Raw genomic sequence first — 26,217 nt, forward strand, 5'->3', positions numbered from 1 at the left:
TCTTATAGAATTTAGGTATATTTTATTTAATTGTTATCAATAATCTATCTATAAAATGTGCATTTACGTCAAATGATTGTGCATTATTCTCATTTTATGAACACGATATTATTTAATCATCGACTTAGACCACCAGCAAGAATTCAACTACAAGAAGCTGTGAAATCGGTTATTGCTAAGGAATGATCAATTAACGGCATGATTTCATAAATATTGCAGGCATAAACTTAAGCAAAAATCAACAACCCAGCATTTTTAATAGTTGATTAATTCTCAGTTTAGGTCAATTTTGACTCCATATTTCTGATGAAGCTGAAGATTAATCAAGCAAAGCAGAATTTATGAGGGTGGCTAATACTTTCTTTTACTCAGGAGCAATTTTATGTCAGAACAACAATTTTCCCGTGAAGAGTTCAACTCAAATATTGCTGCTAAAGCATGGCAAGATGCTGCATTTAGAAAAGAGTTATTATCTAATCCTAAAGCAGTTATTGCCAGAGAATTAGGAACAACTCTACCTAGCAATTTGCAAATTCATGTATTTGAAGAAGATAACAACAATATCTACTTGGTAATTCCCCCAGTACCAAGTGTAGATGAAGAATTGAGCGAAGAAGCTCTAGAACAAGTTGCTGGTGGTTATATCGCTTCCAAAAAGAAAAACAAATTCTTTTTGATTGCCTAATCATAGCTTACAACAATGGCTGATCTCTTCTACTAATTTACCTTGAATCAGGAGCAATTTTATGTCAGAACAACAATTTTCTCGTGAAGAGTTTAACTCAAATATTGCTGCTAAAGCATGGCAAGATGCTGCATTTAGAAAAGAGTTATTGTCTAATCCTAAAGCAGTTATCGCCAGAGAATTAGGAACCACATTGCCTAGCAATTTGCAAATTCATGTATTTGAAGAAGATAACAACAATATCTACTTGGTAATTCCCCCAGTACCAAGTGTAGATGAAGAATTGAGCGAAGAAGCTCTAGAACAAGTCGCTGGCGGTTATATCGCTTCCAAAAAGAAAAACAAATTCTTTTTGATTGCCTAATCATAGCTTATAAGAGTAGTGAATAAATTTTGTACATTTCACCTCTCTTCTAGTATCTAGGAAACTCAAGAGATATATTGAAAGAATATCTATTTGCTAAAAATTTTACCATAAATTGGTTAGCGGTGGCTTTCATATTCTTCTATATATCTCTTTTCTCTAAATACTTTAATCATCTTTTTCTAGCTTGATTTAATTTGGTGATAATTATGCGATCGCTATTTTTTAAACTTCTTTTTTACTTATAAAAATATCAATAATTAAACTAAAAATTCTGAAATTGTTTATATAATTATCAGCCTTTATGCAAACTCAAACCCTAACTCAACAGCTATCAACAGACTTACTTCCTCCCGCTTTTGATATTGAGCAATACTGCACAGATTACCACGATAGCTTTCAAACTATTGATCAGGTTGATCCGCAACTCCTAAGTAAATTTAGTCAAGTTAAGCGGTTTCAGGAACGTTGGGAAGCAGATAGTAAATTTCGGGAACAAGTCGTTGAAGATCCTTACAGTGCATTTTTGCGCTATGGGTTGAAACTAAATCCTGAAGATGTCAGACCAAAATGGGATAAAAACTGTAAAAATATATCAGATTTTCCACTCCTAAAACTAAGTCAGGCATTTTTTGACCGCTTAGATAAAGTAACAGATATCGATTCTGAGGTTAGTCACTTAAATATTCGTGCATGGCGGGAAAGACAAATTGCACGTACAGCCAGCCAATTTAACTTAGCTTTTCACAAAGTAATTCAACACATTCCCGTCTGTTTTGAATTGAGCAAGGGTTGTTCTGTGGGATGTCGATTCTGTGCTGTGTCTGCACTGAAATTTAGTGATATTTTCTTATACACTCCAGAAAATGCTCAATTATGGCGCGGCGTGCTAGAAGTGATGACAGGCTTTTTAGGTTCTGCGGCTGGGAAAGGTTTTTGCTATTGGGCTACTGATCCTCTAGATAACCCAGATTATGAAAAGTTTTGCTATGATTTTCACGCCATTACTGGTTCTCTCCCGCAGATGACGACTGCTCAACCTCTAAAAAATGTTGAGCAAACACGGGCAATTTTAAAACAATCAAGAGAGAAAAAGGGTATCTGCAATCGCTTTTCAATTCTGTCTTTGAAGATGTTGGATAAAGTTTATCAAGCGTTTAGCGATGAAGAATTGTTGAATGTGCAGATGAATTTTCTCAATGAAGAGGCAGAAAACGCTGTTAAAGCTCATGCAGGGAGACAACGACAAGCAAATCTGCAAAAAGGTGAAGGGGATGAAGAGGCTCACAGACAAGGAACAATTGCTTGTGTGTCAGGATTTTTATTTAATATGGTGGAGCGCAGTGTTAAGCTGATTAGCCCTTGTAATGCTGATGAACGCTGGCCATTGGGTTATATGGTTTATGATCAAGGCACTTTTGTTGATGCTGATGACCTGAAGATTTTGATTGAAAGGATGATTCAGGATAATATGCCACGAATCTTAAGACCTAGCGATTTGATTCGGTTCCGGCGTGATTTGAATTATCAAACTCTGGTGGATGGTTTTCAACTTTCAACTCGCATTAAAACTTTTAAATTCCACCATGATGTGTTGTGGCAGGAGTTAGGTGCTTTAATTCACCACGGTCAGTATACCACCGCAGAGATTACAGAGTTGTTAGCTCTTAAAGGAGTGACACCCGCAAGAATATCTTGTTATCTGAATGTTTTGTTTGAGCGCGGAGTGTTAGATTCTGAGCCTCAACCGCAAGAGGGGTAAGGCCGGGAATACATATTTTCACGCTAATACAAGTTTCTAGACTCGATTTTGCAGGGGATTTCTCCTGCAATTTTAGTGGGTAAATCGCAATTGATTGGGTAGCGATCGCCCACTTTCTCAAACTACTCACTAGCTATGATGATCATCGGAAAGATTTGGCATGGAAACTAGATATCATCAGTCAAATAAACCAAATAACTACAAAATTGTCAACTCTCTAAATACTCAGTTTGACAATTTTAGTCACACAGAAACACCACAACGTCTGCATTACTTTTTTGAAAACCGATGTGATGTTAGTCCTGATGCGGTGGCTTTGATATGCGATACTGAGTTGCTCACCTATGAAGAACTTGATGTACGAGCCAATCAGTTAGCCCATTACTTAGTCAGTCAAGGTATCAATCAAGGGACAGAATTGGCATTCTGCTGGAACGCTCAATTAATACCTATGTGACGTTGCTGGCTATACTTAAGAGTGGCGCAGCTTTCATCCCTCTAGATGGGTCTTTTCCCCAAGATAGAATCACCTTTATTGCAGAAAACGCATCCCTGAATTTACTGATTAGCACCAGAAAATTCAGTGAACTAACTGCTGGAGTTGGCTGTCAAGTATTGATGTTGGATGCTGTAACCGAAGATATTGCCAAACAGCCGAAAACGCGGATTTTGTTGTCAGATGCACAAGACGAACTCTGTTACATTATCTATACTTCCGGCTCGACTGGCAGACCTAAAGGTGTGGCTGTCAATCACTCTAATATATGCAGCTTTATCTCTATTTGTACACCAATCTATGGCGTAAAAAGTTGCGATCGCATTTATCAAGGAATCATCATCGCCTTTGATTTCTCCATTGAGGAAATTTGGCCTACCTTCGCTGTGGGAGCTACTTTAATTGTCGCCCCTAACGATCATCGCAAAATCGGCTCAGACTTGGCTGATTTCTTGATTGAACAGCAGGTAACAATGCTCTACTGTGTTCCTACCCTCCTAGCAACAGTAGATAAAGATGTCCCCTCCATCCATACTTTAATAGTTGGTGGTGAAGCCTGTCCCCAGGACTTAGTGAAGCGTTGGAGTATTGGCGGACGGCGGATGCTAAATACTTACGGGCCTACTGAAACAACAGTTACAGCCCTGTGGACGGAATTAGTTCCAGACAAACCAGTAACTATCGGTAAACCCCTACCATACTACAGCGTTTATATTCTCGATGAGTCTTTACAAGAAGTTCCACCAGGTGAGATTGGAGAAATCTGCATTGGGGGAATTGGTGTCACCCAGGGTTATGTAAATCTTCCCGAAAAAACTGCTGCTAAGTTTATCCCCAACCCCTTTGCGTTAGGTGAGCAAGAAGAAAAACTATATCGTAGTGGTGATTTAGGTCGATTTACACCAGATGGTGAAATAGAATATTTAGGGCGCATTGACCATCAAGTCAAGATTCGGGGTTATCGTATTGAACTGACAGAAATTGAAGCAGTTTTACTAGAGGATCAAGAAGTAGAGAATGCTATTGTCTCTCTGGTATCTATTAATGATGCAGATAAAGAATTAGTTGCTTATATCACGCTACATATTCCTGTAGCTGATGCGGAAACTCTAAAATATCGCCTGTATAACTCCCTGAGTAACCGTCTGCCTAACTACATGGTGCCAGCATTCATAGAAATCTTGGATGCTATTCCCACATTACCCAATGGTAAAGCCGACCGTTCTCAGCTACCAATTCCCACTACCAAGAGAGTCAGTAAAAACTCTTGTTTATATGTGCCACCAGCTACAGAGCTTGAACAAGAACTAGCTAATGCTTGGGGTCAGATTTTTGCAAATGACAATATTTCTGTTGAAGAAGACTTCTTTGCGGATTTAGGTGGTCATTCTCTGTTTGCGGCGCGGATCATCTCTAACTTAAGACAGCAACCAGCATTACAGCATCTTTCCATTGCTGATTTATATTCCCACACAACTATTAGATCCCTTGCCAATCACATTGAGAGCATCCAAAAACAACACACTGCATCTGCTCAGTTAAGTCCACGTACAGTTAGACATCATAGCAACTTGCGAGTTTGGTTGAGTGGCAGCATACAAATAGTTATGCTCTATCTCGTCTTTATTGTTTTCGGAATGCCATTCATCTTACTATTAGGGAATTTCAATGAATGGTCATCACCACTACAAGTCTTGATTGAAATCAGCGAATTTGCTTTGATGTGGTTTGTAATTAGTCTCACACTCCCCATCATTGCTAAATGGTTGCTCATTGGTAAGTTTCGCCCTGGTCGTTACCCGTTGTGGGGCTGGTATTATTGCCGTTGGTGGCTAGTGAGAAAGATTATAGATGTTGCCCCACTTGACTATCTAGCGGGTTCACCTCTCATGCCTTTATATATGCGGTTATTGGGTGGAAAGATTGGTGAAGGCTGTCACATCGGCACGAAAGATTTACATCTACCTGATTTAATCACAATTGAAGACGGAGTGAGCATCGGCTATGGTGTCCAGGTACAGCCTTTTATAGTGGAAGATGGATGGTTATACCAAGCATCTATAAAGATTGGAGCTAATAGCTTTATTGGGACTAATTCAGTAGTCATGCTTGGTAGTCATGTAGGTCGGGGAGTGCAGTTAGATGAACAGTCTTTGGTAGCACAAAACCAAGTAATTCCAGATTATCAGGTCTGGGCTGGCTCACCCTCCCAACCAACTACCGATGCTGATCCGATTTTGCAGGAAATGAACCATCGCAAAACTCCCTCGGTGCAATTGTCGCCAAGACTTTGGATGGGTTTTGTCGCTGGATTTATCTTGTTTAATGCTTTACCGTTCATCATATTCATTCCAGGTTTAATCTTGGAATATGCTGTATCCCAAGGAAAACTACTCAACGGTCTTTTATATACACCCATTGCCGGTTTATTGTATGGACTGACAACCTGTGCTGTAGTCGCCTTGGGTAAATGGTTGGTAATGCCCAATACTCGTCCTGGCATTTTTCCCGAAAATTCTGGTTTTGGTCTGCGTAAGTGGCTGGCTGACAAGTTTATGTTTACGAGTTTGTCACTAACTAACACCCTCTACGCCACCCTTTATACTATGCCTTGGCTGCGTCTGTTGGGGGCGAAAGTAGGGCCGAGATCAGAAGTTTCCACTGTATCGCAGATTGATCCTAACTTGCTGAGATTGGGTAGTGAAAGTTTTGTCGCTGACTTTGCAACGATTGGGGCAGCTAAATATTACAATGGCTTTTTCGCCTTGGGAGCTACTGAAATTGGTAGTCGTTCCTTTGTGGGTAACGCGGCTTTAGTCCCTAGCAGCACATATCTGGGTGATCATAGCTTAATTGGGGTGTTGTCTGTGCCACCGAAAAAACCAGTGTCTTCTGGTTCATCATGGCTGGGTTCACCAGCAATTTTCCTCCCACGTCGTCAGCAAGATGAGTGTTTTGATGAAAGAGTAACTTTCCGTCCACCGCTAAAACTGGTTATGGGTCGCCTTGCTATTGAGTTTGTGCGAATTGTTCTACCCCTAACCCTCATATATGTGCTGTTCATCGAGAATTCTATGGGGTTATTTTGGCTAACATCAGCAGTCTCAACACCAATGCTGATAGTTTTGTCACCAGCATTATTTATGGGGTCTGCGTTTTTAGTAACTCTATTTGTAGCGATGTTGAAATGGGTGGTAGTTGGACGCTATCGACCGCGTGTAGAGCCTTTGTGGTCTATTTTTGTACGACGTACAGAGTTTATCACTGGCTTATACGAAACTGTCGCTGTACCATTTTTACTCAGATGGTTGACTGGTACACCATTAATAGCACCGATTTTAGGTTTATTTGGGGCAAAAATAGGTCGCAGAGTTTACATGGAGACTACGTATTTAACCGAGTTTGATTTAGTGCGGGTTGCTGATGATGCGGCGATCGCTAATTTAGTATCTCTGCAAACTCACTTGTTTGAAGACCGCGTGATGAAAATGTCCAAATTAAGAATTGGTCGCGGTTGCAGTATTGGGCCTCGCGCTATAGTTCTGTATGACTCGGAAATGGAAGCTGGAGCAAAATTAGATGCTTTATCTCTAGTGATGAAGGGTGAAATGCTACCATTTCAGAGCCATTGGCAAGGTATTCCATCTCGCGCAGTTAACTAAGGCTGACTCACTTTTATAAATGATGTAGAGACGTTGCACCCAACGTCTCTACAGTCCAGAACAAAGCACTAGCATATTTTTTCTGTAGGGTGTGTGACGCTGCGAAAGTATTTAAACGTAGTCATGAAACTTATAGCGTCACGCACCAAGCATTAATTACGATACTTGCGTAATTCCTGATTTTTAGAAATTTTATCAATTAATCTTGGACAAAATCAGCAAAATTGAGTAATAAAATAAGTCATTTCTGGCTAAAAATGCTGTAGTGAATCCTCAAAATAGTGCATTTAGTTGTTTTTTATTAAAGAGTATTATGCAGTAGTAGGTAAAACCCAGGAATCGATAACCCTATTTTGGTAATGGAAAATCAATTATAATCCATTACCAACAATTTCTTAAATTAATCACCATCTGATTTTATTCCTCCTCTCTAAATCAAGTTCTGTCAAAATTCAAAATCATTGACAGGATTTTTCTTAATTAATTGATAATTTAAAGACAGCAATTTTGATGATTGCTCAAATTTTAAGACCTTTGAATTAAATAATCATAAGTCAATTTCCTCCACGAATATAACTTTAATAAAGCTAAAGGGATTGATGATGTGCTACAGCCATTTAAATTATTAGGTTACACAATGACACTATCAGAATTAATTAAACCACGATTTTTTCAGGGTGTAGCGTTATTTTCCGCATTTACAATTATCAGTATTCCTACTACAGTAGGAGCATCCGAGCAGAACTTTAATCATAATCAACAATTTGAACTCTTACAAACTGAGATTACACAACAGGATCTCAAAAACATTGAGGAGTTAGTTAGTATCGCTGAACGTAATTCTGCCGACATACTAGACGCACAAGCAGCCAGAGGTTTAAGTCCTTTTAATGATGTGATGAGTATTAGTTTCTCTGGAACGACATACGGATCATTTGACAATTATCAAGAGTTTTACATTGGGATTACAGTTAACCCTATTAGGCTCTTAACTGCTACTCAACAATCATCTGTTCTCAAAGCTCGTTGGCTAGAAGCAAAACGTCAAAAAAGAGTTGCTATAGTCCAGCATTACATTGAATATCTACAAGCACGTCAAGCTGCAAAAATTGCAGCTTACCAAATGCAAAAGTTTTCTGATAATTCAAGTATTGCCAGTGTTAATATGCAGCCTCAACAGCAGATTAATCATATTGGCAATGCAGATTATGTTGCTGCTGTCACAGAAAGACTCAATACAAATACACGGGAACGAATAGCTTTAGAACAATTAGCTGCGAGTGTCGGTTTATCACCACAGGCAACAACTACCATTATTAATAAACCATAAATTACATTGTTTTATTAAAGTTTTCGATCATTCAAAAATAAAATCTATATGCAGAACTACTCTACTTTAATCAATTTAACATCTAACAATCAGAATGAGACTAATATCTCAATAACCACACAAGACCTACTAGAAATTGTCGAAAAATCTAGCAGCATTTGGGAAAGGCTGGATGGACGTTTTATCACTGAAGATGCTGAAACAGATCAAGAGTTAATTCAAACTCGTTTAGATAAATGGTGTCAATTTATAGCTAAAGGAGATGAGCAAAAATTTAGCCAACGTCTAGCTGTTGATAAACTAGATATTAATATTGTTCGACCTGCTTTAGATAAGGTTAGTCTCATAGACCATACTGAATTACCCAAGTGGACTGACACATTAAAGCAAGCAATGATAGTTGCTGGCTCTATTGCTGGGGAAATTTTTGATGAGACGAATTCAGCAAAATATTCTTATATAGATATCCAAAATCCCCTGCCATTTCAAGAAATACTTATACCATTTATTGAAGTAGCCAAACAAAAATTAATTGCTCGTTTAGGTTGTCGCAAGCCATTATTATCTCATGATGCTCAAGCTCAAATAGAGCGTAATCTTATCAATAAATTGAGTGATCTTTTAGCTGAATGCTTAAATGTTGAATTTACATTATTTCGTTCTTATCGTAGTTCTGGACTAAATCACCTGATCCAGAAATTGCAAGGAAATTTTGCTAATTACAAGTATCAGAACTTTGTCAAAAAAATACTAGATAATCAACTATTATCCTTTTTTAAGGAATATAGTGTTGCAGCTAGATTGGCAGCGACAGTTACGGATTTATGGGTAGAAACTGTAGAAGAATTTCTCCTAAGATTGGCTTCAGACTGGGATGAAATTACACAAAATTTCTCACCAGATCAAGAACTTGAACAAGTAATCAATATTGAAGGTGGACTTTCCGATCCTCATAATCGTGGGCGTTCAGTAATGATAGTGCAGTTTGCTTCTGGACTAAAATTAGTCTACAAACCAAAAGACTTAGGTTTAGAACAGGCTTATTTTGAATTTCTGAATTGGATAAATCAACAGGGAATCACTTTCCCTTTAAAGTTACTGAAAATTCTCAACTGTTCTACTCACGGTTGGATGGAATTTGTTGAGGCGTTACCTTGTGAAAATCAACAAGCTGTGAATCGCTATTATCAGCGTGCAGGGATGGTATTGTGTATTGCCTACGTTTTAAGGGGAACAGATTTTCATTATGAGAACATCATTGCATCTGGAGAACAACCAGTTCTCATAGATTTAGAAACTCTCCTTAATCCCGAAATCACGAATCAGGATATTGATGATGCGGTATCCAAATTAAGATATAAACTAGGCAATTCCGTATCTGCTACAGCTTTATTACCAGGAGCGTGTATTCCTGTTGGGCAAACTAGTAATCTCGCAATAGACATAGGTGGACTAAAAGACGCAAGTGAAGATAGTCTTCCTTTATTAAAATTTGTCTGGAATTACATTAATACCGATGGGATGGTAATGGAGGTACAAGAAGATACCAATCATGACTTGAAAAAGCCAAAAAACCAACCTTTTGGCAATGCTATTGATACCTCTTTGAAAAACCATAGTCAAGAATTAATAGATGGTTTTCAGCAAATGTATGGATTTTTCCGAAAATATCAAGAGGATTTATTAGCAGAAGATAGTCCGATCAAGCTATTTAAAAATCATAAATTACGTATTGTCTTGCGGAATACGCAACTTTACTTCAATATATTGTCTAACTCCTTGCGTTGTCAGTATCTTCGAGATGGTGTAGAACGTAGTATTCAGCTAGATGTTATCAGCAAAGGATTTATTTCTCTATCAGATGAGCAACATCCTTTATGGAGAATCATCGCACCGGAAAAACAGGCTTTAGAACAACTAGATATTCCCTATGTTACTGGAAATGCCAACAGCAAAGCTATCACCATTAATTCAGAAACAACTATTGATAATTTTTTCGAGGTTTGTGGTTATGATGCCGTTATTCAGCGTTTACAGCAACTGAGTGACGAAGATTTAGTCCACCAAATTAAGATTATTAACGCTGCACTCTACTCTAATCTGAGTGTAGAGGATTTGTGTAGTTCCGTGTTGGAGACACCAAATCTGAGTGTTAGGGAAAACACTGTTATTTCTTTAACAAACGATACTATTTTAGAGCAGGCGATCGCCATCGGTAAAGAAATCCAGCAACAAGCGATTTTTAGTGATGCTCAAGATGCGGCTTGGGCAGGAATGAAATACCAGAGTAATATTCAAAAGTTTCAACTGTTGCCCCTCGATTTTAGTTTATATGATGGCAATTGTGGTATAGCTCTATTTTTGGCAGCATTAGCAAATGTCACCAATCAGTCAGAGTTTAAGGAACTAGCATTAGGATCTATATATTTATTACGCCAAGCTTTAATAGAAAAAGACCCATCTTTTCAGGAAATTATGATTAAAAATATGGGTCTTGGCGGTGCTAGAGGTGTAGCCTCTATAGTTTATACTCTGGTACAAATTTCAGAATTTTTAGGTGAAACAAAGTTAATTGATGATGCTAAAAAAATAGCCTCTTGGCTCACACTAGATACAACTGCTGACAACCAAATGCCAGGCATATTAGATGGTACTGCTAGTATTATTCTGAGTCTATTAGCTTTATATGAAGTTACTAAAGAACCAGAAACTCTAGTACAAGCCACTAACTGGGGTCAGCATTTGTTAGATTTACGGCAAAATGCAAATAGCGTTGATCAAGTATGGCTAAACTCTAACGAAGAAGCAGAGGTATTGATAGGATTTTCTCAAGGTATAGCGGGTATTGCTTATACATTATTGCGCTTGTATGCAGCTACTCAAAATGTAGTGTTTTTATCAGCAGCACAAGCAGCTATTAGCTACGAGCAGAATTATCTCACTGAAAAAGGTGATTTACTAGATATTAGTAGCTTATCATTGTCGTCTATTAATAGTTGGTGTCATGGTTTAGCTGGAATTACTCTTGCTCGTCTAGGAACTTTCAGAATTCTGAATACAAATGAAATTTCCCAAGAGATAGATAATAATTTGTCAAAAGTTCTCAAAGGCAACTTAGAGCCATTAGATAGCCTCTGCTGTGGTAGTTTTGGATATCTAGAAGTATTGTTATTAGCATCTGAGCAATTAGAGCGTCCAGAACTTTTAGAAACTGCACGTCAAAAGATAGTTTTAGCCTTGCACAGAAAACAGCAAAATAGGTCTTTTCAACTGCTTCCTAAATTATCTCCAGATGTTTATCATCCAGGCTTTGCTCAAGGAAAGGCTGGTATTGGCTATGCTTTGCTAAGATTTCTATATCCTCAAAGATTACCATCTGTACTATTATGGCAATAATATTACAGCAGTAAAAAAAAGCAAGTTACGTAACAGGTAACTTGCTTTTTGTATGGGTTCGAGTTTGATCAACAACTCGATTACTAATTTTTTCCTTGACGAACTAGCCGGAATAATTCTCTAGCAGGTAAATTCTTAATATCAATATTATACCGAACCATATCAGAATATAAATTGAGGTAATCAATCTCTTTAGGAGAAAGTTTGCCTTGCTGCACTGCTGCGATCGCCTGATCAATTTCCTCTCTGTTTGTCACCCCCATCAAAACAACATCTACACAGTTTTGTGATAAGGAATAACGATAAAAATCAGGTATATCAGGCCGCCAACACCACTCAGGCAATGTTGGATGTGGGATTATATGTTCCCCTATAGATTTAAAAGTCACGATTCCTGAACGTTGTGGATCTTCTGGATCTAAGTTTGCAAAGATTTTTTTCTGTGCTGTTCTGTGCGCTGGATTATTTCTCACCATCATCACATCTAAATAAGGGTGGTTCAGCCATGCTTGAGCATGATTGAGATTGTGAAATGATGCACCTATATAACGAACAGCACCCATTTTTTTCAGCCGTTCAGATACCCCGTAAGTCTCTTCTACAAATCTTTGGTATACTGTGTTTGGCCCTCTTAAGTGCGGAGAATGCTCTAAGCAATCTTGGATCACTACAGCATCGCGATCGCCAACCCAGCCCCAAAATAATACATCGATATAATCAATTCCCAATTCTTCAAATTGGTCAATCAAAATACCAAATAAAGATTCTGGACTCTTAATATAAGTCACCGTCGCTAAAACTACTTTTTCCCGCACAGAAGAACCACGCCCACACAGTTGACGTAGAGCATCTGCCATATTTATATAAGTATAATGATGCAAATCACTTGAATAGAAAAAGTAGTTAATTCCTTGCTCAAACGCATAAATTGTATCTTCACTAGAAATACCACCTCCACCACCTATACCCAAACAACTGACTGTTAAATCAGTACGCCCTAGCTGGCGATAAAAAGGCAAACTAGGATGACTGTTAGCGGATAAATAATTATCAGATTTAACTACAGAAATTAGTTGTTGCATAAACTTGATTCACTGCCATCACTTTTTAGTTAAAAAGAGGGGGGAGTTGATTGACAATTCCCCCAATATATAGACATTTACGATGTTATAGAAGTTGTGCTTCTTGCATTCATGGTCAAGGATTGAACATGGACTTAAAGTAGGATAATTTAAGGCTATTTACAAATGTTAAATCTGATTATTTTATGCCTAATATATGATAAAATTAATAACAGATTAACCTTTGTCACTAACCTAACAAAAATTATCCTAGAAATCATGAATTAGCAAGTTTATTAGCCTTTGGTATACAGAGCTGAAACGTAGCTTGCACTTACTGCGGATGCACCCAGTCCTGAAGAATAGACTTTATGGGAAAGCTTTTTAGTATCTTTTGATGGATTCAATACCCTAGAAACAGCTCTGCTAATAGCAGAAACACTAGCACCAGCAAGCAATTCTAGTTCTTCCGCAGAAATATCAGCTAACTCTTCTGCTTCAAACTGCGGACGCATAGGCAGAACAAAATACAAGTTTGTTGGAGTTTCTTCCAGAACTTGTACACTCACTTCTGCGGGTATTTCTACATCAAATTCCCGTGCGATTACCGCTTTAGGATTTTCGAGTAACTCTTGCTTGTAAGCGTCACTCTTCCAAGCTCTAGCAATGATTTTTGCTTCTAGATTTTCTTGGTTATTTTCTAGAATTTGTTCTTGTTCGTTCATTTTATTTTCCTTAGTTCGATGATGGATTGAGTAATTAGCTTTGCAGAATATGGGCGATAGCTTTTGATAATTTTTGTAGTGAAGTTATATCAAGAACTATCTGAACAATTGCATTTTTTATCTTTTTCCACCGCCACCAACACCTGCGGAAACACCTGCGGAAACCACTGATGCTCCCGTGTATTGAACGGATTTGTTGTTTGACACGGCTCTTGTAGCGTTTGATACAGCATTTGATGCTTGTTTTGACCAGTTCTTGGTAATAGCAACAGAGATAGAAACAGCTCTACTAATAGCAGCAGCACTAGCACCAGCGAGCATTTCTAGTTCTTCCTCAGAAACATCAGCTAACTCTCCTGCTTCAAACTGCGGACGCATAGGTAGTACAAAATACAAGTTTGTTGGAGTTTCTTCCAGAACTTGTACACTCACTTCTGCGGGTAATTCCACATTAAATTCCCGTGCGATCACTGCTTTAGGATTTTCGAGTAACTCTTGCTTATAAGCGTCATTCTTCCAAGCTCTAGCAATGATTTTTGCTTCTAGATTTTCTTGGCTATTTTCTAGGATTTGTTCTTGTTCGCTCATTTTTTTTCTCCTTAGTTCAATAATGGATGGATTAGTGAAATTTTGTGGGTCTTATGGTGATAAGTCTGAAAAGCAGTTACATACTTTTCTATGAAGTACAAAAGAAGCAGATAATGCTGGATAAATTACCTTCTTCTGACATCTCTAGCTATTTCGCTTGCCGTCTCTGGCTATATCGTCTTAACTGGTCAACAGAAACTGAAAAGAGGGCTGAAAATACACCTTTGGACAATTCTATTTTGCCATTGAGACCTCCAGCTACCTGCGCCAGTTCTTCCTCAGAAATATCGGCTAACTCTCCTGCTTCAAACTGCGGACGCATAGGTAGTACAAAATACAAGTTTGTTGGGGTTTCTTCCAGAACTTGTACACTCACTTCTGTGGGTAATTCCACATTAAATTCCCGTGCGATTACCGCTTTAGGATTTTCGAGTAACTCTTGCCTATAAGCATCATTCTTCCAAGCTCTAGCAATGATTTTTGCTTCTAGATTTTCTTGGCTAGTTTCTAGTATTTGTTCTTGTTCGCTCATTGTTCTGCCTTTTTGGATTAATTTTAGTCAACTGTGAGCAGTTACACTTTTAACTCATGTATTTTTGACTAATGCAGACATATTTGCATATGAATCAAGCGAGAAAGTGCTGTATTGAACCCTACTTCACATAAACTAGTTAATGTAGTTCAATATTCAGATGATATGAAACAGGAATTTAGATAGCTATGCAGATTTTATAGTAGTGACTCTCAATTTTTTATTTGTAATTTCAACTGCTTGTAGAATTAACTATATGCCAAAAAGTATCATATGTTAAACAGTTTTATATTAGTTGTCAATATGTAATTACTAGCATTCATAAATAAAGATTGAACATTTACAACATTGAATAATAACTTTAATCTGAAATTAATGACAGATGAATATTGCCATGAAATAGGAGAATCAATCATGACTATAAACTCTGAAAGCTCCAATACAGAAAGCTTAGAAGAGCGCATGGTTGCTAAGGCGGTAGAAAATTCTGCTTATAGACAACGTTTATTGAGCAATCCTAAAGCAGTTTTAGAAGAAGAATTAGGTTCTGAGTTACCACAAGATGTATCATTTGAGGTTTTGCAGCAAAGTCCACAACAAATCTATTTAGTGCTGCCAATTGATATTGATGAAATTATTCGGGATGGTATGCTCTCTCATGAAGAACTGGAAACTATTGCCGGAGGAAGTATATCAGCTATATCAAAGTTAACTGCTAATGTCAGTGTTTTTGCGAGCATAGACTACGTTTCTAGAAAAGCATGGGATAAATGGAAAAGTAAAAAATAGCCTCGCTTTTAAATAGCACAATTGTTAGTGAGATTTGTTGACAGTAGTCAATATCTAAAATAAAAGAGTTTGCGAATTAACTTCTCTACAGCTTATCAGACATCTTGCACTTGTGTCGAAAACCAGGTTTTAATTATTAACCTGATTTTGCTTGTTGGCAAGGGTAGAAGATAGGAATTGCAGCACAAAAAGTATCTAATGGAGAATGAATCATGACTACAAATCCTCAAGCATTAAACCCTGAAAGTTTGCAGGATCACATTATTGCTAAAGCGATAGAAGATCCCGCTTACAAACAACGCTTATTAAGTGATACTAAAGCGGTTTTAGCAGAAGAGTTAGGTGCTGAGTTACCAGAAGATTTATCAGTTGAGGTTTTACAGCAGAGTTCAAAACAACTCTATTTAGTATTACCAGTTGATATTGATGAACTAGTTCGTGATGGGATTATTTCTCAATCAGAACTAGGGTCTGTTGCAGGAGCATCTTTAATATCAGCAGTATCAAGGTTAATTCGTGATGGAGCTGCTAGTGCGGCTATCTTTGCATCCATTGAGTATTCTCTTAAAAAAGCTAAGAGTAAGAGGTAAGATTTTCGCCATCCTGTCAGAAATGTTTAGACCTTTGCCTTTCTTTATATTTTAGTCAGAGATGAAGTTTAAATTTAATTCGGCAAAGGTTATATTCTCCAATTTCATCATTTATTATGGCTACAAACTCCAAACCATCAACTCCTGAAAGTTGGCAAGATCATATCATTGCTAAGGCAATAGAAGACCCTGCTTACAAACAACGCTTATTAAGCGATGCTAAAGCGGTTTTGGCAGAAGAATTAGGTACTGAGTTACCAGAAGATTTATCAATTGAGGTTCTACAACAGAGTTCAAAACAACTCTATTTAGTATTACCAGTTGATATTGATGAACTAGTTCATGATGGTATAATTTCTCAGTCAGAACTAGAGGCTGTTGCAGGGGCATCGATATTCGCAGTCTCAAAGTTAATTGTCAAGACAGCCGCTCAAGTATCTGTTTTTGCATCTTTTGAGTATTCCATTAAACAAAATCGGAAAAAGTAAAAAAGTTGCAATTATCCCTGAGAGTTTTTGAAAGGTTCATTGATAATTTTTCCTAGCAAAAATTTTGAGATTCTCCTATTTTTTATAAAACCATAGCAATCCTATTTGATTTCTGAACAGATTCGTATGGGAGGAAAATTGCAATGTGGTTTTTTTCCCGCAATATCTCCAAATCAAGCCATGAATCTTTCGGTGCGTCACGGCTTACTACATATACTTAGATTTTTTCAGAAATCAAATCGGATTGCTACAGTCTTAGGAGATATCAATAAATCTTGTATCTCTCAAAACGTTTGTAGTAACTCCCTCAACTCAAACTTTTGATAATTACTGGAGACTAAATCATGAACACAAACCATCAAGAATTTGACATTGAAGAATTTAAAAATAAACTAATTGCTAAGGCAATGGAAGACTCTGTGTACAAACAACGGTTGTTAACCAATGCCAAAGCAGTCGTTGAAGAAGAACTAGGTACAAGTTTACCATCTGACTTGAATATTCAGGTCGTACAACAAAGTCCAAAGCAACTTTATCTGTTGTTACCACCAGAAGAAGATGAAGAACTGAGCGAACAGGAATTAGAAGCTGTAGCTGGTGGTGGATACATAAAATTTGTGAAAAAGACTATAAAAAAAGCTGTTGATCCTTGGACTTAGAGAATTTAATCATTCGTGCAAAAAGTCCAATCAGTGATTTTGTCTACCACAACCTTTTGATGATTGTTATATCTTTCTGAATCTGCACGTTATGAATACTAACTAGCAAAGAAAGAATAGCTATCAAAATTCAAGTTCATTTACCAATGGAGAATCAATCATGTCTACAAATTCTGAAGCATTAAATCCCCAACAGATTCAAGAGCGCGTCATTGCTAAAGCAATGGAGGACTCTATATATAAGCAACGCTTATTGAATGACCCTAAAGCAGTTTTGGAAGAAGAACTAGGTGAAAAACTGCCAGCAGATTTAACAATTCAAGTTTTACAACAAAGTCCCAAAAATCTCTATTTGTTGTTGCCAATTGATATCGATGAACTAGTTCGCGATGGAATGCTTTCTGAGTCTGAACTAGAGGCTGTAGCTGGAGGATTCATCATTACAATTGCTACTCCCTATGCGGTTAAACAATCTCCCAAAATTTCAAAAGCAATTAAGGGTTTGTTTAAGTAATCATTCACGATAATTCCCCTAAACTATTTTGATAAATATTTAGGGGAATGTGAAAAAGTCATCGAGTGAGGGGAGATTGTAAATCTGATAGACAATCGTTTGTAATTTCTGCTCTATCTCCTCCTTTACGTTGAGAAATAATTCACACATTAGTAGATTTCTAGCAATTTAATCAGTTGAAAACTTTGATAATTACTGGAGAGTAAATCATGAATACAAATCATCAAGAATTTGACATTGAAGAATTTAAAAATAAACTAATTACTAAGGCAATGGAAGACTCCGAGTATAAACAACGCTTGTTAACTAACGCCAAAGCAGTCGTCGAAGAAGAACTAGGTACAAGTTTACCTTCAGATTTGAGTATTCAAGCTGTACAACAAACTCCGAAGCAACTTTATCTGTTATTACCACCAGAAATTGATGAAACTATTAGCGATGAAGAATTAGAGGCTGTTGCTGGTGGTGGTTATAGTAAAGCACTTGGAAAAATAGCACTTAAGGTTTCCCAAGCATTTAGATGATTAGCACTTAAAGTTTTCCAAGCATTTTTTCAAACATAAACCTGTTTCAAAATTGTCCCAGCTAAGTATAATCTCAAATCACACCTGAAATTTTGTCTGGCTGTTGTACATACAATGCACAACAGTTCAGACAGTTTTATCAAAATATCAGTAAACTTAATATAAAAAGCTAATTTTGCTTATAGTATTTAGTGAATTAGAACCCATTTAAATTGAAAGTTTTGGTAACATTTATTATTCATTTTTTTTAAAAAAATATTTTATGGAATTTACTCACGAACAATTAATTAGTATTTTAGAAAAATCTAGTACATTATCTGAACGTCTTAGTTCTAAGTTTGTAGTTAGTGAGTTAAAAAACTTAGATGATTTAGTGAGTGATAAACTTCAAAAGTGGTGCGAAGCTGTTGCTAATGGAGACAATCAGAAATTTGAAAATCGTCTAGCTTGGGATGGTTTAACTTTAGAAGATGCGCGTCGTGCTGTTGCGCCTGTATATTTAGTTGATAGAGTTAATTTACCAGCTTGGACTAAAACATTAAATGAAGCTGTGAAAACTGCTAAAGTTGCTTTTTCAGAAGGTGTAGAGTATCTCTGCATTGATGCTGAAGAACCAATTCCCTTTGAAGAACTATTCTTGCCATTTGTTTATATAGCTAGACAAAAATTAACTACAAGCACCGGACAAAATTATCACCAGCTTTCAGACAATGCTCATGGCTTATTAGAACGAAGATTACTGATTGCTTTGTCTGAAATAGCTGCTCACGCTGTGGAGTTAAAATTTTCTAGTTTTCGTGCAACTAGACAATCTGCTCTTTCTTATATACTAAGACAGTCTGATAATCATGTAAAGCGCGATCGCTATACAGAATTCATCCAACAAATGTTTAATCAGGATGGACTCATTGCTTTTTTATTAGAATACCCTGTGATAGCTAGGCTATTAGCCATCACCATCGATTTTTGGGTTGATGCTATTAGTAAATTTTTATCACATTTAGCCGCAGACTATATAGAAATTCAGCAATTCTTCCAGCCTGATGTTGATTTAGGAAAGGTTGTAGAAGTTAACTCTAATCTTTCCGATCCTCATAACAATCATCATACTGTTATAATTCTGACCTTTGCTTGTGGCTCAAAATTAGTATATAAACCCAAGGGTTTACATATAGATGAAGCCTACTTCAATTTCCTATCTTGGTTTAACCAACAAGAAGCCGATTTAGCATTTAAGTGTTTAAAAATCTTAAATCGCCCCCATCATGGTTGGGTTGAATTTGTCGAATATTCACCTTGTGAAGATGAAGCAGCAATCAGACGTTTTTATCAAAGGACTGGAGTCTTATTAGGTTTATTATATATTTTGCAAGGTAATGATTGCCATTTAGAAAATCTGATTGCTTGTGGGGAACATCCAGTCATCATTGATTTAGAAACAGTAATGCACCCCACGGTAAAAGAAGAAAAAGATTTTCATCAATCTCCTAATGCACTTGAACTAGCTCTCCGATTCATTCTACAAAATTCTGTATTGCAGACTCATTTACTACCACAATGGCACGTAGCTCTGGGTGGAAAATTAGTTTATGACTTTAGTCCATTAGTAGTCAATGATCAAGAAAATAGCCAATACGATACCCCTATTTTTCTGGATATTAACACTGATCAAATGCGCCTTAAGTATGAGGCAGTTTCTATAGATTTGAGTGAAAATCATCTTCCTGCATTGGGGGAAACAAAGGTTTCTCCAGATAATTATGTAGAAGATTTAATCATTGGTTTCCGCAAAATATATATTTTCTTAATTAAGCACAGAGAACTCTTATTAAGTAATAAGAGTCCTTTATTAAACTTTGCTCATCAACGAATTAGGCTGCTATTTCGGGGAACTCAAGCTTATGCTTCTATATTAAATAATGCTCAAAGAGCCGAATATTTGAAAGATGGAGTTGACCGCAATATCAAGTTGGAAATTCTAAGTCGAGCTTATGTAAATGAAAAAAATAAACCTTCATTTTGGCCATTATTAACACAAGAATTGCAATCAATGCTCCAGATGGATATTCCCTACTTTAGTGCATTTACTGATAGTGAGTGTGTACTTTCGGGATTATCCTCTGTGCCGATTACAGATTGCCTAATGCCTACTTTACCACGGGCGATCGCTCAAATTAAAGCCCTTGATGAAACTGATTTGAGCAGACAAATAGAAGTAATTCGCGGGGCTTTTAATAGTAGTATTATTAAACCATTTACAGATAATTTGACTACAAATGCAGAAAATACGCAACTAATTGGCGGAAACCTGATCAATTTGAGTCAAGAAGAAGCTTTAAAGCAAGCGATCGCCATTGCTAATAAAATTCAATCACAGGCCTTTTATACAGAGAATGACGCTGCTTGGATTGGCTTGGAATACATTCCAAAATTTCAACGCTTTCAGTTAAAAGCACTTGGCTATCATTTATATGATGGTAGTTGTGGAATTGCCTTATTCTTAGCCGCATTATGGGCAGTTACCAAGGATGAACAGTATCGTCAGTTTGCGCTTAAGGGCTTGCAACCATTGCGGCAATATTTAATTAAGTCTAGTGCAGATAATTCTACAGAATTAACCGAAGATATAGATGTTGGTATCTGCACAGGATTAGGTTCACTTATCTATGGATTAGTGCAGATTAGTAATTTGCTAAATGAACCAAATTTGTTCAATGACGCTCAAAAATTTGCTAGTTTAATCACACCAGAAGTCATTAGTAAAGACCAAGATTTAAATATAAGTTCTGGTTCGGCGGGTGCGTTGTTAGCACTCCTCGCCTTGCACAAGGCTACAGGGGAACAAATATATTTAGAACAGGCTATTAGCTGCGGAAATCATCTATTAAAGCAGGGAATTAGCAGTGATGCAGGAATTACAGCTTGGAATACTACAGAGAAGAAACTGTTAGTCGGCTTTGTTGATGGTGCGGCTGGTATTGCCTATGCCTTGCTCAGATTATATGATATTACACTGGATGGTAATTTTTTGTTAGGTGCAAAAGAGGCGATCGCCTATGAACGTAGTCTTCTTCTTGCCGAAACCAATAATGACAATCATTCCTTTCCCCTGGGCTGGAGTCATGGTACTGCGGGTATTGTTTTAGCCCGTTTGGGTAGTTTGACGATATTCGATGATAAAGAAATTCGTCAAGAAATCATTAGTGGTTTAAATACCATCCAAAATAGTAATTTCAATATAGTTGATAGACTCTCTTGTGGCAATTTTGGGCTTATTGATGTTCTCATCGAAGCTGCAACTAGGTTTTCAGAGCCGCATTTATTAGCAGATGCACAAAAATTAGCTGTATCTATTGTCCATAAAGCCAAAGAAAATGGTCATTTCCATTTATTTTCTCCACATCACCAAGATATGTATAATCCTGGCTTTTTCAATGGTATGGCTGGAATTGGCTATGAATTATTGAGACTAAGTTATCCACAATTGTTACCTACAATCTTACTGTTCGATTAAATTAATTGTAAGGATTGAGGCACAGGGAAAAACATAATGACATCCGGTGCAATATTTAGCGTTTATTTTTACAGCCGGAAAACCAAATGCTGTGCTGATGCTAACAAGCTACATCCCTTTACGGGTGAAGTCCATCTCAAATCTAAAATTGATTGACTAATTGATTCAGACATTTCGTTTACGAGTATTTGACCATACCTAGACTCGCTAGGGGTAAAGCTAGCCAAACTCCAAAGCTATTTGTTAAATTGGCGTTGCATAAATGCGGGATGAATTAAGATTTTTTAACAAAGTAAAATACTGACTCTTTGCACCTACTCTGCAATTTCTGCATTAGGGGTATCAAGAAAAGTAAATCATCTTCTTAATCATACTGTTTCTTGATAAAGATACACTTTATTTTGTACTGTAGAGACGTTTCATACAACGTCTCTACATGATTTATTGGACTTCATAGAAAATTGGTATCAGCAACGCCAGTTTTCTCAAATTAGATATCGAACAATTTTTATTCCACACGAATGGCTTGCAATGAACAAAAAATATTTTAAGTTTCGCTATTCTAAAATTAGCTAATAATGATACTTATGATTTACGAATCTTGGTCACAAGTTGTAATTCGCACAGTTATTGAATGGGAAAAACGTAAAGCCGAGATAAAATCTACACCTGCTATTCCAGAACAAAAAACAAAGTCCAAAAATAAGACCGCCTAATAATAAATGATACTCAATAGCTGTTACAAGGTTGCCATCTACACATATTTTTCAATGCAGCTATTGAGTATTCACATATATATCTTGGTCATTTTTTAATCCAGCGTTTTCAACCGCTATTCTGCTTCTGCTCCTAAGACAACCCCTTCATATAGTAGAGCGATCGCAAATTCAAATTCAATGCTAGATAGAGTAATCACATCTCCCTCAGTGTAGGGGTAGTAAAGCCACATTCTGCCCTCTCCTCGACAGTAGCGTTCTACGGAGATGGTTTCTGAATCTATTAGTAAATATTCTTGCAAAGAAGGGATTTTCAGGTAATTGGTGAATTTTTCGCCCCTATCTTTACCGCTTGTCCCAGGGGAGAGAACTTCGACAATAATTTTTGGGTTTTGGATAAATTTACGAGCATTAAGGTCTTGAGGGTCACAGCTGACAATCACATCAGGATAATAGTAGGGACTTTGAGGCTTAACTTGCACTTTCACGTCTGACACATTCACTCGACAACCTCTAGCACGTAAATGTGGGCGTAAAGCTGTGTATAAATTAAGTGCAATGTCATTGTGGGGGATTGTACCACCCGTCATTGCAAAAACTTCGCCGTTAACGTATTCGTAGCGGATTTCTTGCTGAGGTTCCCATTCGAGATATTCCTCGATGGTCATTTTTGGCGGTTGTTGGGAGATGGCTACCATAGCACGATGTTTCCAGTTTGTTTTGATTCTAGCGAATAGGGTAGGATGATTTTCTGGTTGTAATGTAACAGTGCGATCGCAACATTGGCTAGTAACGATACTCAATGGCTGTAACAAAATTTCCATCTACGGAGATTTTTTTCACGCAACCATTGAGAATTACTCGTTTATCTTGGGCATTTAGTCCTTGCCAGTAGCTTTTATGAGCAAAAGCCTGGATAATTCTTTCCTTAGCAATCAGAGATTGTTTAGCGATATTATTGGTTGCACCCAGTGCGATCGCAATTTGTTCTTTGAGGTCATTTTTGATTTGTTCAATCGCTGAACTTGGTGGTAATGTTTCCAAAGTATTCAGCGATGCGCGGAGAGTTTTTACTTCTGGGGATTCTTCTATAATGGGTTCCTCATCTGTTTCCACTAAGTTGGCTAATCGTTCGGCTTCTTGTGCTAATAAATCCATTACTTGGATATCTAATATTTTTGATGAAATCATATTTTTATGATGACAAGTGCCAGCTTTATACAACCGACACTGATAATAGTAGATAGCTTGTCCGTTCTTATCTACTCGTTTAGCGTGGCGAGTCATTGAGCCACCACAATGAGTGCATTTCAGTAAATTAGAAAAGGGGTTGACTTCACTATCTTCTCTAGCATTCCATCGGTTATTACGATTACCTCGAATAATCTGTTTTATACGCTCGTGTTCGTCATAGGTGATAATCGCCTCATCATCGTGAGTTCCCCATTTCACTTTCCATTCATCAAAATTTTTGCGTTTTCCCTTGGATTTAACGTAAGTATCAAACGGCAGTCCCCCAGCGTAAACAGGGTTGACTAATAATGCTTTTAAACCTGGGATTGACCATCTTAAACCAGACCACGGATAACGCAGGGGATGATTAGTTTTTTTGGGAGTAAATACAATTTTATCTAAATCATCATCGCTGACAATTTGTGTAGATTTTTCTAACTTATGCCAATTTAAAGCTTTTGTTTCTATACCAAAATCTGAGTGTAGTTTACGCACCGTCGCCGCAACTGAACCACACTCAAAAAAAGTTTTAAAAATATACCGAGCTACATCAGATACAGTTAATTCCTTGCGTCCTTCTAGTAAACAAACACATGGTGATTCATCGCGGACATATTTATCTTTATTGATACGGTATCCCAAGGGCGCAACTCGGTGGCTTTTTCCTTGAGTTACCCGATGACGACGTTCACTTTTCAATCTTTCTGTTACCATTCTGACTTCAAATTTGGCAGCAGCAAGTAACATATCAATTGTTAATTCCCCGCCGAGACTATCAGGGTCAACTCCTTGATCTAGTGCGATTAATTTAATCCCTCTAGATCGTAATACCTCCAACAATGAATAAAACAACCGCGATGATGAACCAATCCGGTCAATCCGAGTGAATTGCAATGACTTTACCTTACCTGTTGGAGATGTCTGCAAATCATTAATTAATTGTTGTAGTCCTTCCCTGACTTCGGTAGTCCGTGATTGAATATCCCAGTATACCTTTGCACAGCCAGCATTCTGCAAGCGTTCGATTTGTTTACGCAACGCACCTTTATCTGCTTGCTGCTCCTCAGAACTAACTCTGGCATAACCCCAACTTTCCATAACAACCCATAGACACAACCTTTATTATATTTGATAGCTATAACTTCTATTCTCAGAAATATTCCGAACAATTACAAAAGCATCAGGGTGAAATCTTAGGGGTATAAACATGAGTGTTATTTATCTGGATAATAATGCTACCACTAAGGTAGACCCAGCAGTTGTAGAGGCTATCATGCCCTACCTGACTGAATATTACGGTAATCCTTCTAGTATGCACACCTTTGGCGGGCAACTTGGGAAGGCAGTGAGAACAGCGAGAGAACAAGTTGCAGCCCTAGTGGGTGCTGATGAATCGGAAATTGTCTTTACAAGTTGTGGAACTGAAGGTGATAATGCTGCTATTCGCGCCGCCTTGTTAGCCCAACCCGAAAAACGCCACATCATCACCACCCAAGTTGAACACCCCGCAGTCCTCAATGTCTGCAAACAATTAGAAACCCAAGGCTATAGTGTTACATATCTGTCTGTAAATCGTCAGGGGCAATTGGATCTAGATGAACTAGAAGCCTCATTAACAGGTAACACTGCCCTGGTAACGATTATGTATGCCAACAACGAGACGGGAACTGTATTCCCCATTGAGCAGATTGGGATGCGGGTAAAGGACAAGGGCGCGATTTTCCATGTAGACGCAGTGCAAGCAGTAGGTAAGATACCTCTGAACATGAAGACCAGCACCATAGATATGTTAACTATGTCTGGTCACAAAATTCACGCTCCCAAAGGCATTGGTGCATTATATGTGCGCCGTGGCGTGAGATTCCGTCCCTTGCTGCTTGGTGGACACCAAGAAAGAGGCCGACGCGCAGGTACAGAGAATGTACCAGGAATTGTGGGCTTAGGGAAAGCCGCAGAATTGGAATTACTACACATAGAAACAGCGATTAAGAAAGAAACAAGGCTGCGCGATCGCCTAGAACAAACCTTACTCGCTAAGATTCCTGAGTGTGAAGTTAATGGTGACATTACGCAGAGATTGCCTAACACCACTAACATCGGATTTAAATACATTGAAGGTGAAGCAATCCTGCTCTTATTAAATAAATATGGCATCTGTGCCTCCTCTGGTTCGGCTTGTACCTCTGGGTCACTCGAACCGTCCCACGTCCTCCGGGCAATGGGTTTACCATACACCACCCTCCACGGTTCGATTCGCTTCAGTCTTTGCCGCTACACTACGGAAGCACAAATCGATCGCGTCATCGAAGTCATGCCCGAAATTGTCGAACGCCTCCGCGCTCTCTCGCCCTTCAAAAATGACGAAGCGGGTTGGCTACAAGCACAAGAACAAACATTGGCTCATCGTTAATTAGGGAATGGGGAATGGGGAATGGGGAATAGGGAATGGGGAATAGGGAATAGGGAATAGGGAATGGGGAATGGGGAATAGGGAATAGAAATAATTACCGATGCCCGATGCCCGATGCCCAATGCCCGATGCCCGATGCCCGATGCCCGATGCCCAATGCCCAATGCCCATTACAGTAA

General features: G+C 37.9%; 22 protein-coding genes and 1 pseudogene. 16 read left to right on the forward strand and 7 right to left on the reverse strand.

Annotated elements, in window-relative coordinates:
* Positions 1 to 382: 382 nt before the first annotated feature.
* The 7 genes and pseudogenes from CV014_RS00555 (at position 383) to CV014_RS00585 (ending at position 11,695) form a co-directional block, all read left to right on the forward strand.
* On the forward strand, positions 383 to 685 hold the full coding sequence (locus CV014_RS00555; protein WP_236140241.1) for an NHLP leader peptide family RiPP precursor: 303 nt from the start codon (positions 383 to 385) through the stop codon (positions 683 to 685).
* Positions 686 to 746: 61 nt separating this feature from the next.
* Positions 747 to 1,049, forward strand: coding sequence for an NHLP leader peptide family RiPP precursor (locus CV014_RS00560; protein ID WP_236140241.1), 303 nt, complete (start codon positions 747 to 749; stop codon positions 1,047 to 1,049).
* A gap of 304 nt (positions 1,050 to 1,353) precedes the next feature.
* The gene (locus CV014_RS00565) at positions 1,354 to 2,811 is read left to right on the forward strand and encodes a radical SAM family RiPP maturation amino acid epimerase (RefSeq protein WP_236140242.1); all 1,458 of its coding nucleotides are present in this window, start codon (positions 1,354 to 1,356) and stop codon (positions 2,809 to 2,811) included.
* 160 nt (positions 2,812 to 2,971) lie between these two features.
* Positions 2,972 to 4,461 (forward strand): annotated as a pseudogene (locus tag CV014_RS00570) (amino acid adenylation domain-containing protein); the annotation flags it as partial.
* The gene (locus CV014_RS00575) at positions 4,453 to 6,969 is read left to right on the forward strand and encodes a Pls/PosA family non-ribosomal peptide synthetase (RefSeq protein WP_339391053.1); all 2,517 of its coding nucleotides are present in this window, start codon (positions 4,453 to 4,455) and stop codon (positions 6,967 to 6,969) included. The pseudogene CV014_RS00570 and the gene CV014_RS00575, both read left to right, overlap by 9 nt.
* A gap of 637 nt (positions 6,970 to 7,606) precedes the next feature.
* Positions 7,607 to 8,299, forward strand: coding sequence for a hypothetical protein (locus tag CV014_RS00580; protein ID WP_236140243.1), 693 nt, complete (start codon positions 7,607 to 7,609; stop codon positions 8,297 to 8,299).
* 48 nt (positions 8,300 to 8,347) lie between these two features.
* Positions 8,348 to 11,695, forward strand: coding sequence for a type 2 lanthipeptide synthetase LanM family protein (locus CV014_RS00585; protein ID WP_236140244.1), 3,348 nt, complete (start codon positions 8,348 to 8,350; stop codon positions 11,693 to 11,695).
* Positions 11,696 to 11,778: 83 nt separating this feature from the next.
* On the opposite strand, the gene CV014_RS00590 is transcribed toward CV014_RS00585, so the two are convergent.
* From CV014_RS00590 to CV014_RS00605, 4 genes are all read right to left on the reverse strand, one after another.
* Entirely contained in the window at positions 11,779 to 12,777 is a 999-nt protein-coding gene (locus CV014_RS00590; protein WP_236140245.1) for an aldo/keto reductase, read from the reverse strand.
* 275 nt (positions 12,778 to 13,052) lie between these two features.
* Positions 13,053 to 13,481 carry an NHLP leader peptide family RiPP precursor gene (locus tag CV014_RS00595; protein ID WP_236140246.1) on the reverse strand — a complete coding sequence of 143 codons (429 nt, stop codon included), beginning with the start codon at positions 13,479 to 13,481 and terminating at the stop codon, positions 13,053 to 13,055.
* 117 nt (positions 13,482 to 13,598) lie between these two features.
* The gene (locus CV014_RS00600; RefSeq protein ID WP_236140247.1) at positions 13,599 to 14,069 is read right to left on the reverse strand and encodes an NHLP leader peptide family RiPP precursor; all 471 of its coding nucleotides are present in this window, start codon (positions 14,067 to 14,069) and stop codon (positions 13,599 to 13,601) included.
* Positions 14,070 to 14,217: 148 nt separating this feature from the next.
* Positions 14,218 to 14,601 (reverse strand): NHLP leader peptide family RiPP precursor, encoded by a 384-nt coding sequence (locus CV014_RS00605; RefSeq protein ID WP_236140248.1) that lies wholly within the window; start codon positions 14,599 to 14,601, stop codon positions 14,218 to 14,220.
* A gap of 414 nt (positions 14,602 to 15,015) precedes the next feature.
* On the opposite strand from CV014_RS00605, the gene CV014_RS00610 reads away from it, so the two are divergent.
* From CV014_RS00610 to CV014_RS29805, 8 genes are all read left to right on the forward strand, one after another.
* Complete coding sequence (locus CV014_RS00610; RefSeq protein ID WP_236140249.1) at positions 15,016 to 15,390, forward strand: NHLP leader peptide family RiPP precursor; 375 nt, start codon at positions 15,016 to 15,018, stop codon at positions 15,388 to 15,390.
* Between the two features lie 212 nt (positions 15,391 to 15,602).
* Complete coding sequence (locus tag CV014_RS00615; protein ID WP_236140250.1) at positions 15,603 to 15,980, forward strand: NHLP leader peptide family RiPP precursor; 378 nt, start codon at positions 15,603 to 15,605, stop codon at positions 15,978 to 15,980.
* A 116-nt stretch (positions 15,981 to 16,096) separates the two neighbouring features.
* Entirely contained in the window at positions 16,097 to 16,468 is a 372-nt protein-coding gene (locus tag CV014_RS00620) for an NHLP leader peptide family RiPP precursor (protein WP_236140251.1), read from the forward strand.
* A 344-nt stretch (positions 16,469 to 16,812) separates the two neighbouring features.
* Positions 16,813 to 17,127, forward strand: coding sequence for an NHLP leader peptide family RiPP precursor (locus tag CV014_RS00625; RefSeq protein ID WP_236140252.1), 315 nt, complete (start codon positions 16,813 to 16,815; stop codon positions 17,125 to 17,127).
* Between the two features lie 160 nt (positions 17,128 to 17,287).
* A complete protein-coding gene (locus CV014_RS00630; protein WP_236140253.1) occupies positions 17,288 to 17,641 on the forward strand; it encodes an NHLP leader peptide family RiPP precursor in 354 nt (117 codons plus the stop codon).
* A gap of 209 nt (positions 17,642 to 17,850) precedes the next feature.
* The gene (locus CV014_RS00635) at positions 17,851 to 18,165 is read left to right on the forward strand and encodes an NHLP leader peptide family RiPP precursor (protein WP_236140254.1); all 315 of its coding nucleotides are present in this window, start codon (positions 17,851 to 17,853) and stop codon (positions 18,163 to 18,165) included.
* Between the two features lie 262 nt (positions 18,166 to 18,427).
* Positions 18,428 to 21,679, forward strand: a complete 3,252-nt coding sequence (locus CV014_RS00640) for a type 2 lanthipeptide synthetase LanM family protein (protein ID WP_236140255.1) — start codon at positions 18,428 to 18,430, stop codon at positions 21,677 to 21,679.
* Positions 21,680 to 22,266: 587 nt separating this feature from the next.
* Positions 22,267 to 22,395 carry a hypothetical protein gene (locus CV014_RS29805; protein ID WP_268964430.1) on the forward strand — a complete coding sequence of 43 codons (129 nt, stop codon included), beginning with the start codon at positions 22,267 to 22,269 and terminating at the stop codon, positions 22,393 to 22,395.
* Between the two features lie 116 nt (positions 22,396 to 22,511).
* Here CV014_RS29805 and CV014_RS00645 read toward each other — a convergent pair whose 3' ends face one another.
* Positions 22,512 to 23,093 (reverse strand): Uma2 family endonuclease, encoded by a 582-nt coding sequence (locus CV014_RS00645; RefSeq protein WP_236140287.1) that lies wholly within the window; start codon positions 23,091 to 23,093, stop codon positions 22,512 to 22,514.
* A gap of 88 nt (positions 23,094 to 23,181) precedes the next feature.
* Complete coding sequence (gene xisF, locus CV014_RS00650) at positions 23,182 to 24,726, reverse strand: fdxN element excision recombinase XisF (RefSeq protein WP_236140256.1); 1,545 nt, start codon at positions 24,724 to 24,726, stop codon at positions 23,182 to 23,184.
* Between the two features lie 109 nt (positions 24,727 to 24,835).
* Here xisF and nifS point away from each other — a divergent pair, with 109 nt between their 5' ends.
* The gene (gene nifS / locus CV014_RS00655; protein WP_236140257.1) at positions 24,836 to 26,038 is read left to right on the forward strand and encodes a cysteine desulfurase NifS; all 1,203 of its coding nucleotides are present in this window, start codon (positions 24,836 to 24,838) and stop codon (positions 26,036 to 26,038) included.
* Here the strand turns inward: nifS and CV014_RS00660 are convergent, their stop codons facing one another.
* Positions 26,039 to 26,209, reverse strand: a complete 171-nt coding sequence (locus tag CV014_RS00660) for a hypothetical protein (protein ID WP_236140258.1) — start codon at positions 26,207 to 26,209, stop codon at positions 26,039 to 26,041. It lies immediately after the preceding gene.
* Between the last annotated feature and the right edge of the window lie 8 nt (positions 26,210 to 26,217).

The organism is Nostoc sp. CMAA1605, assembly GCF_021596505.1.
GTDB lineage: Bacteria > Cyanobacteriota > Cyanobacteriia > Cyanobacteriales > Nostocaceae > Trichormus.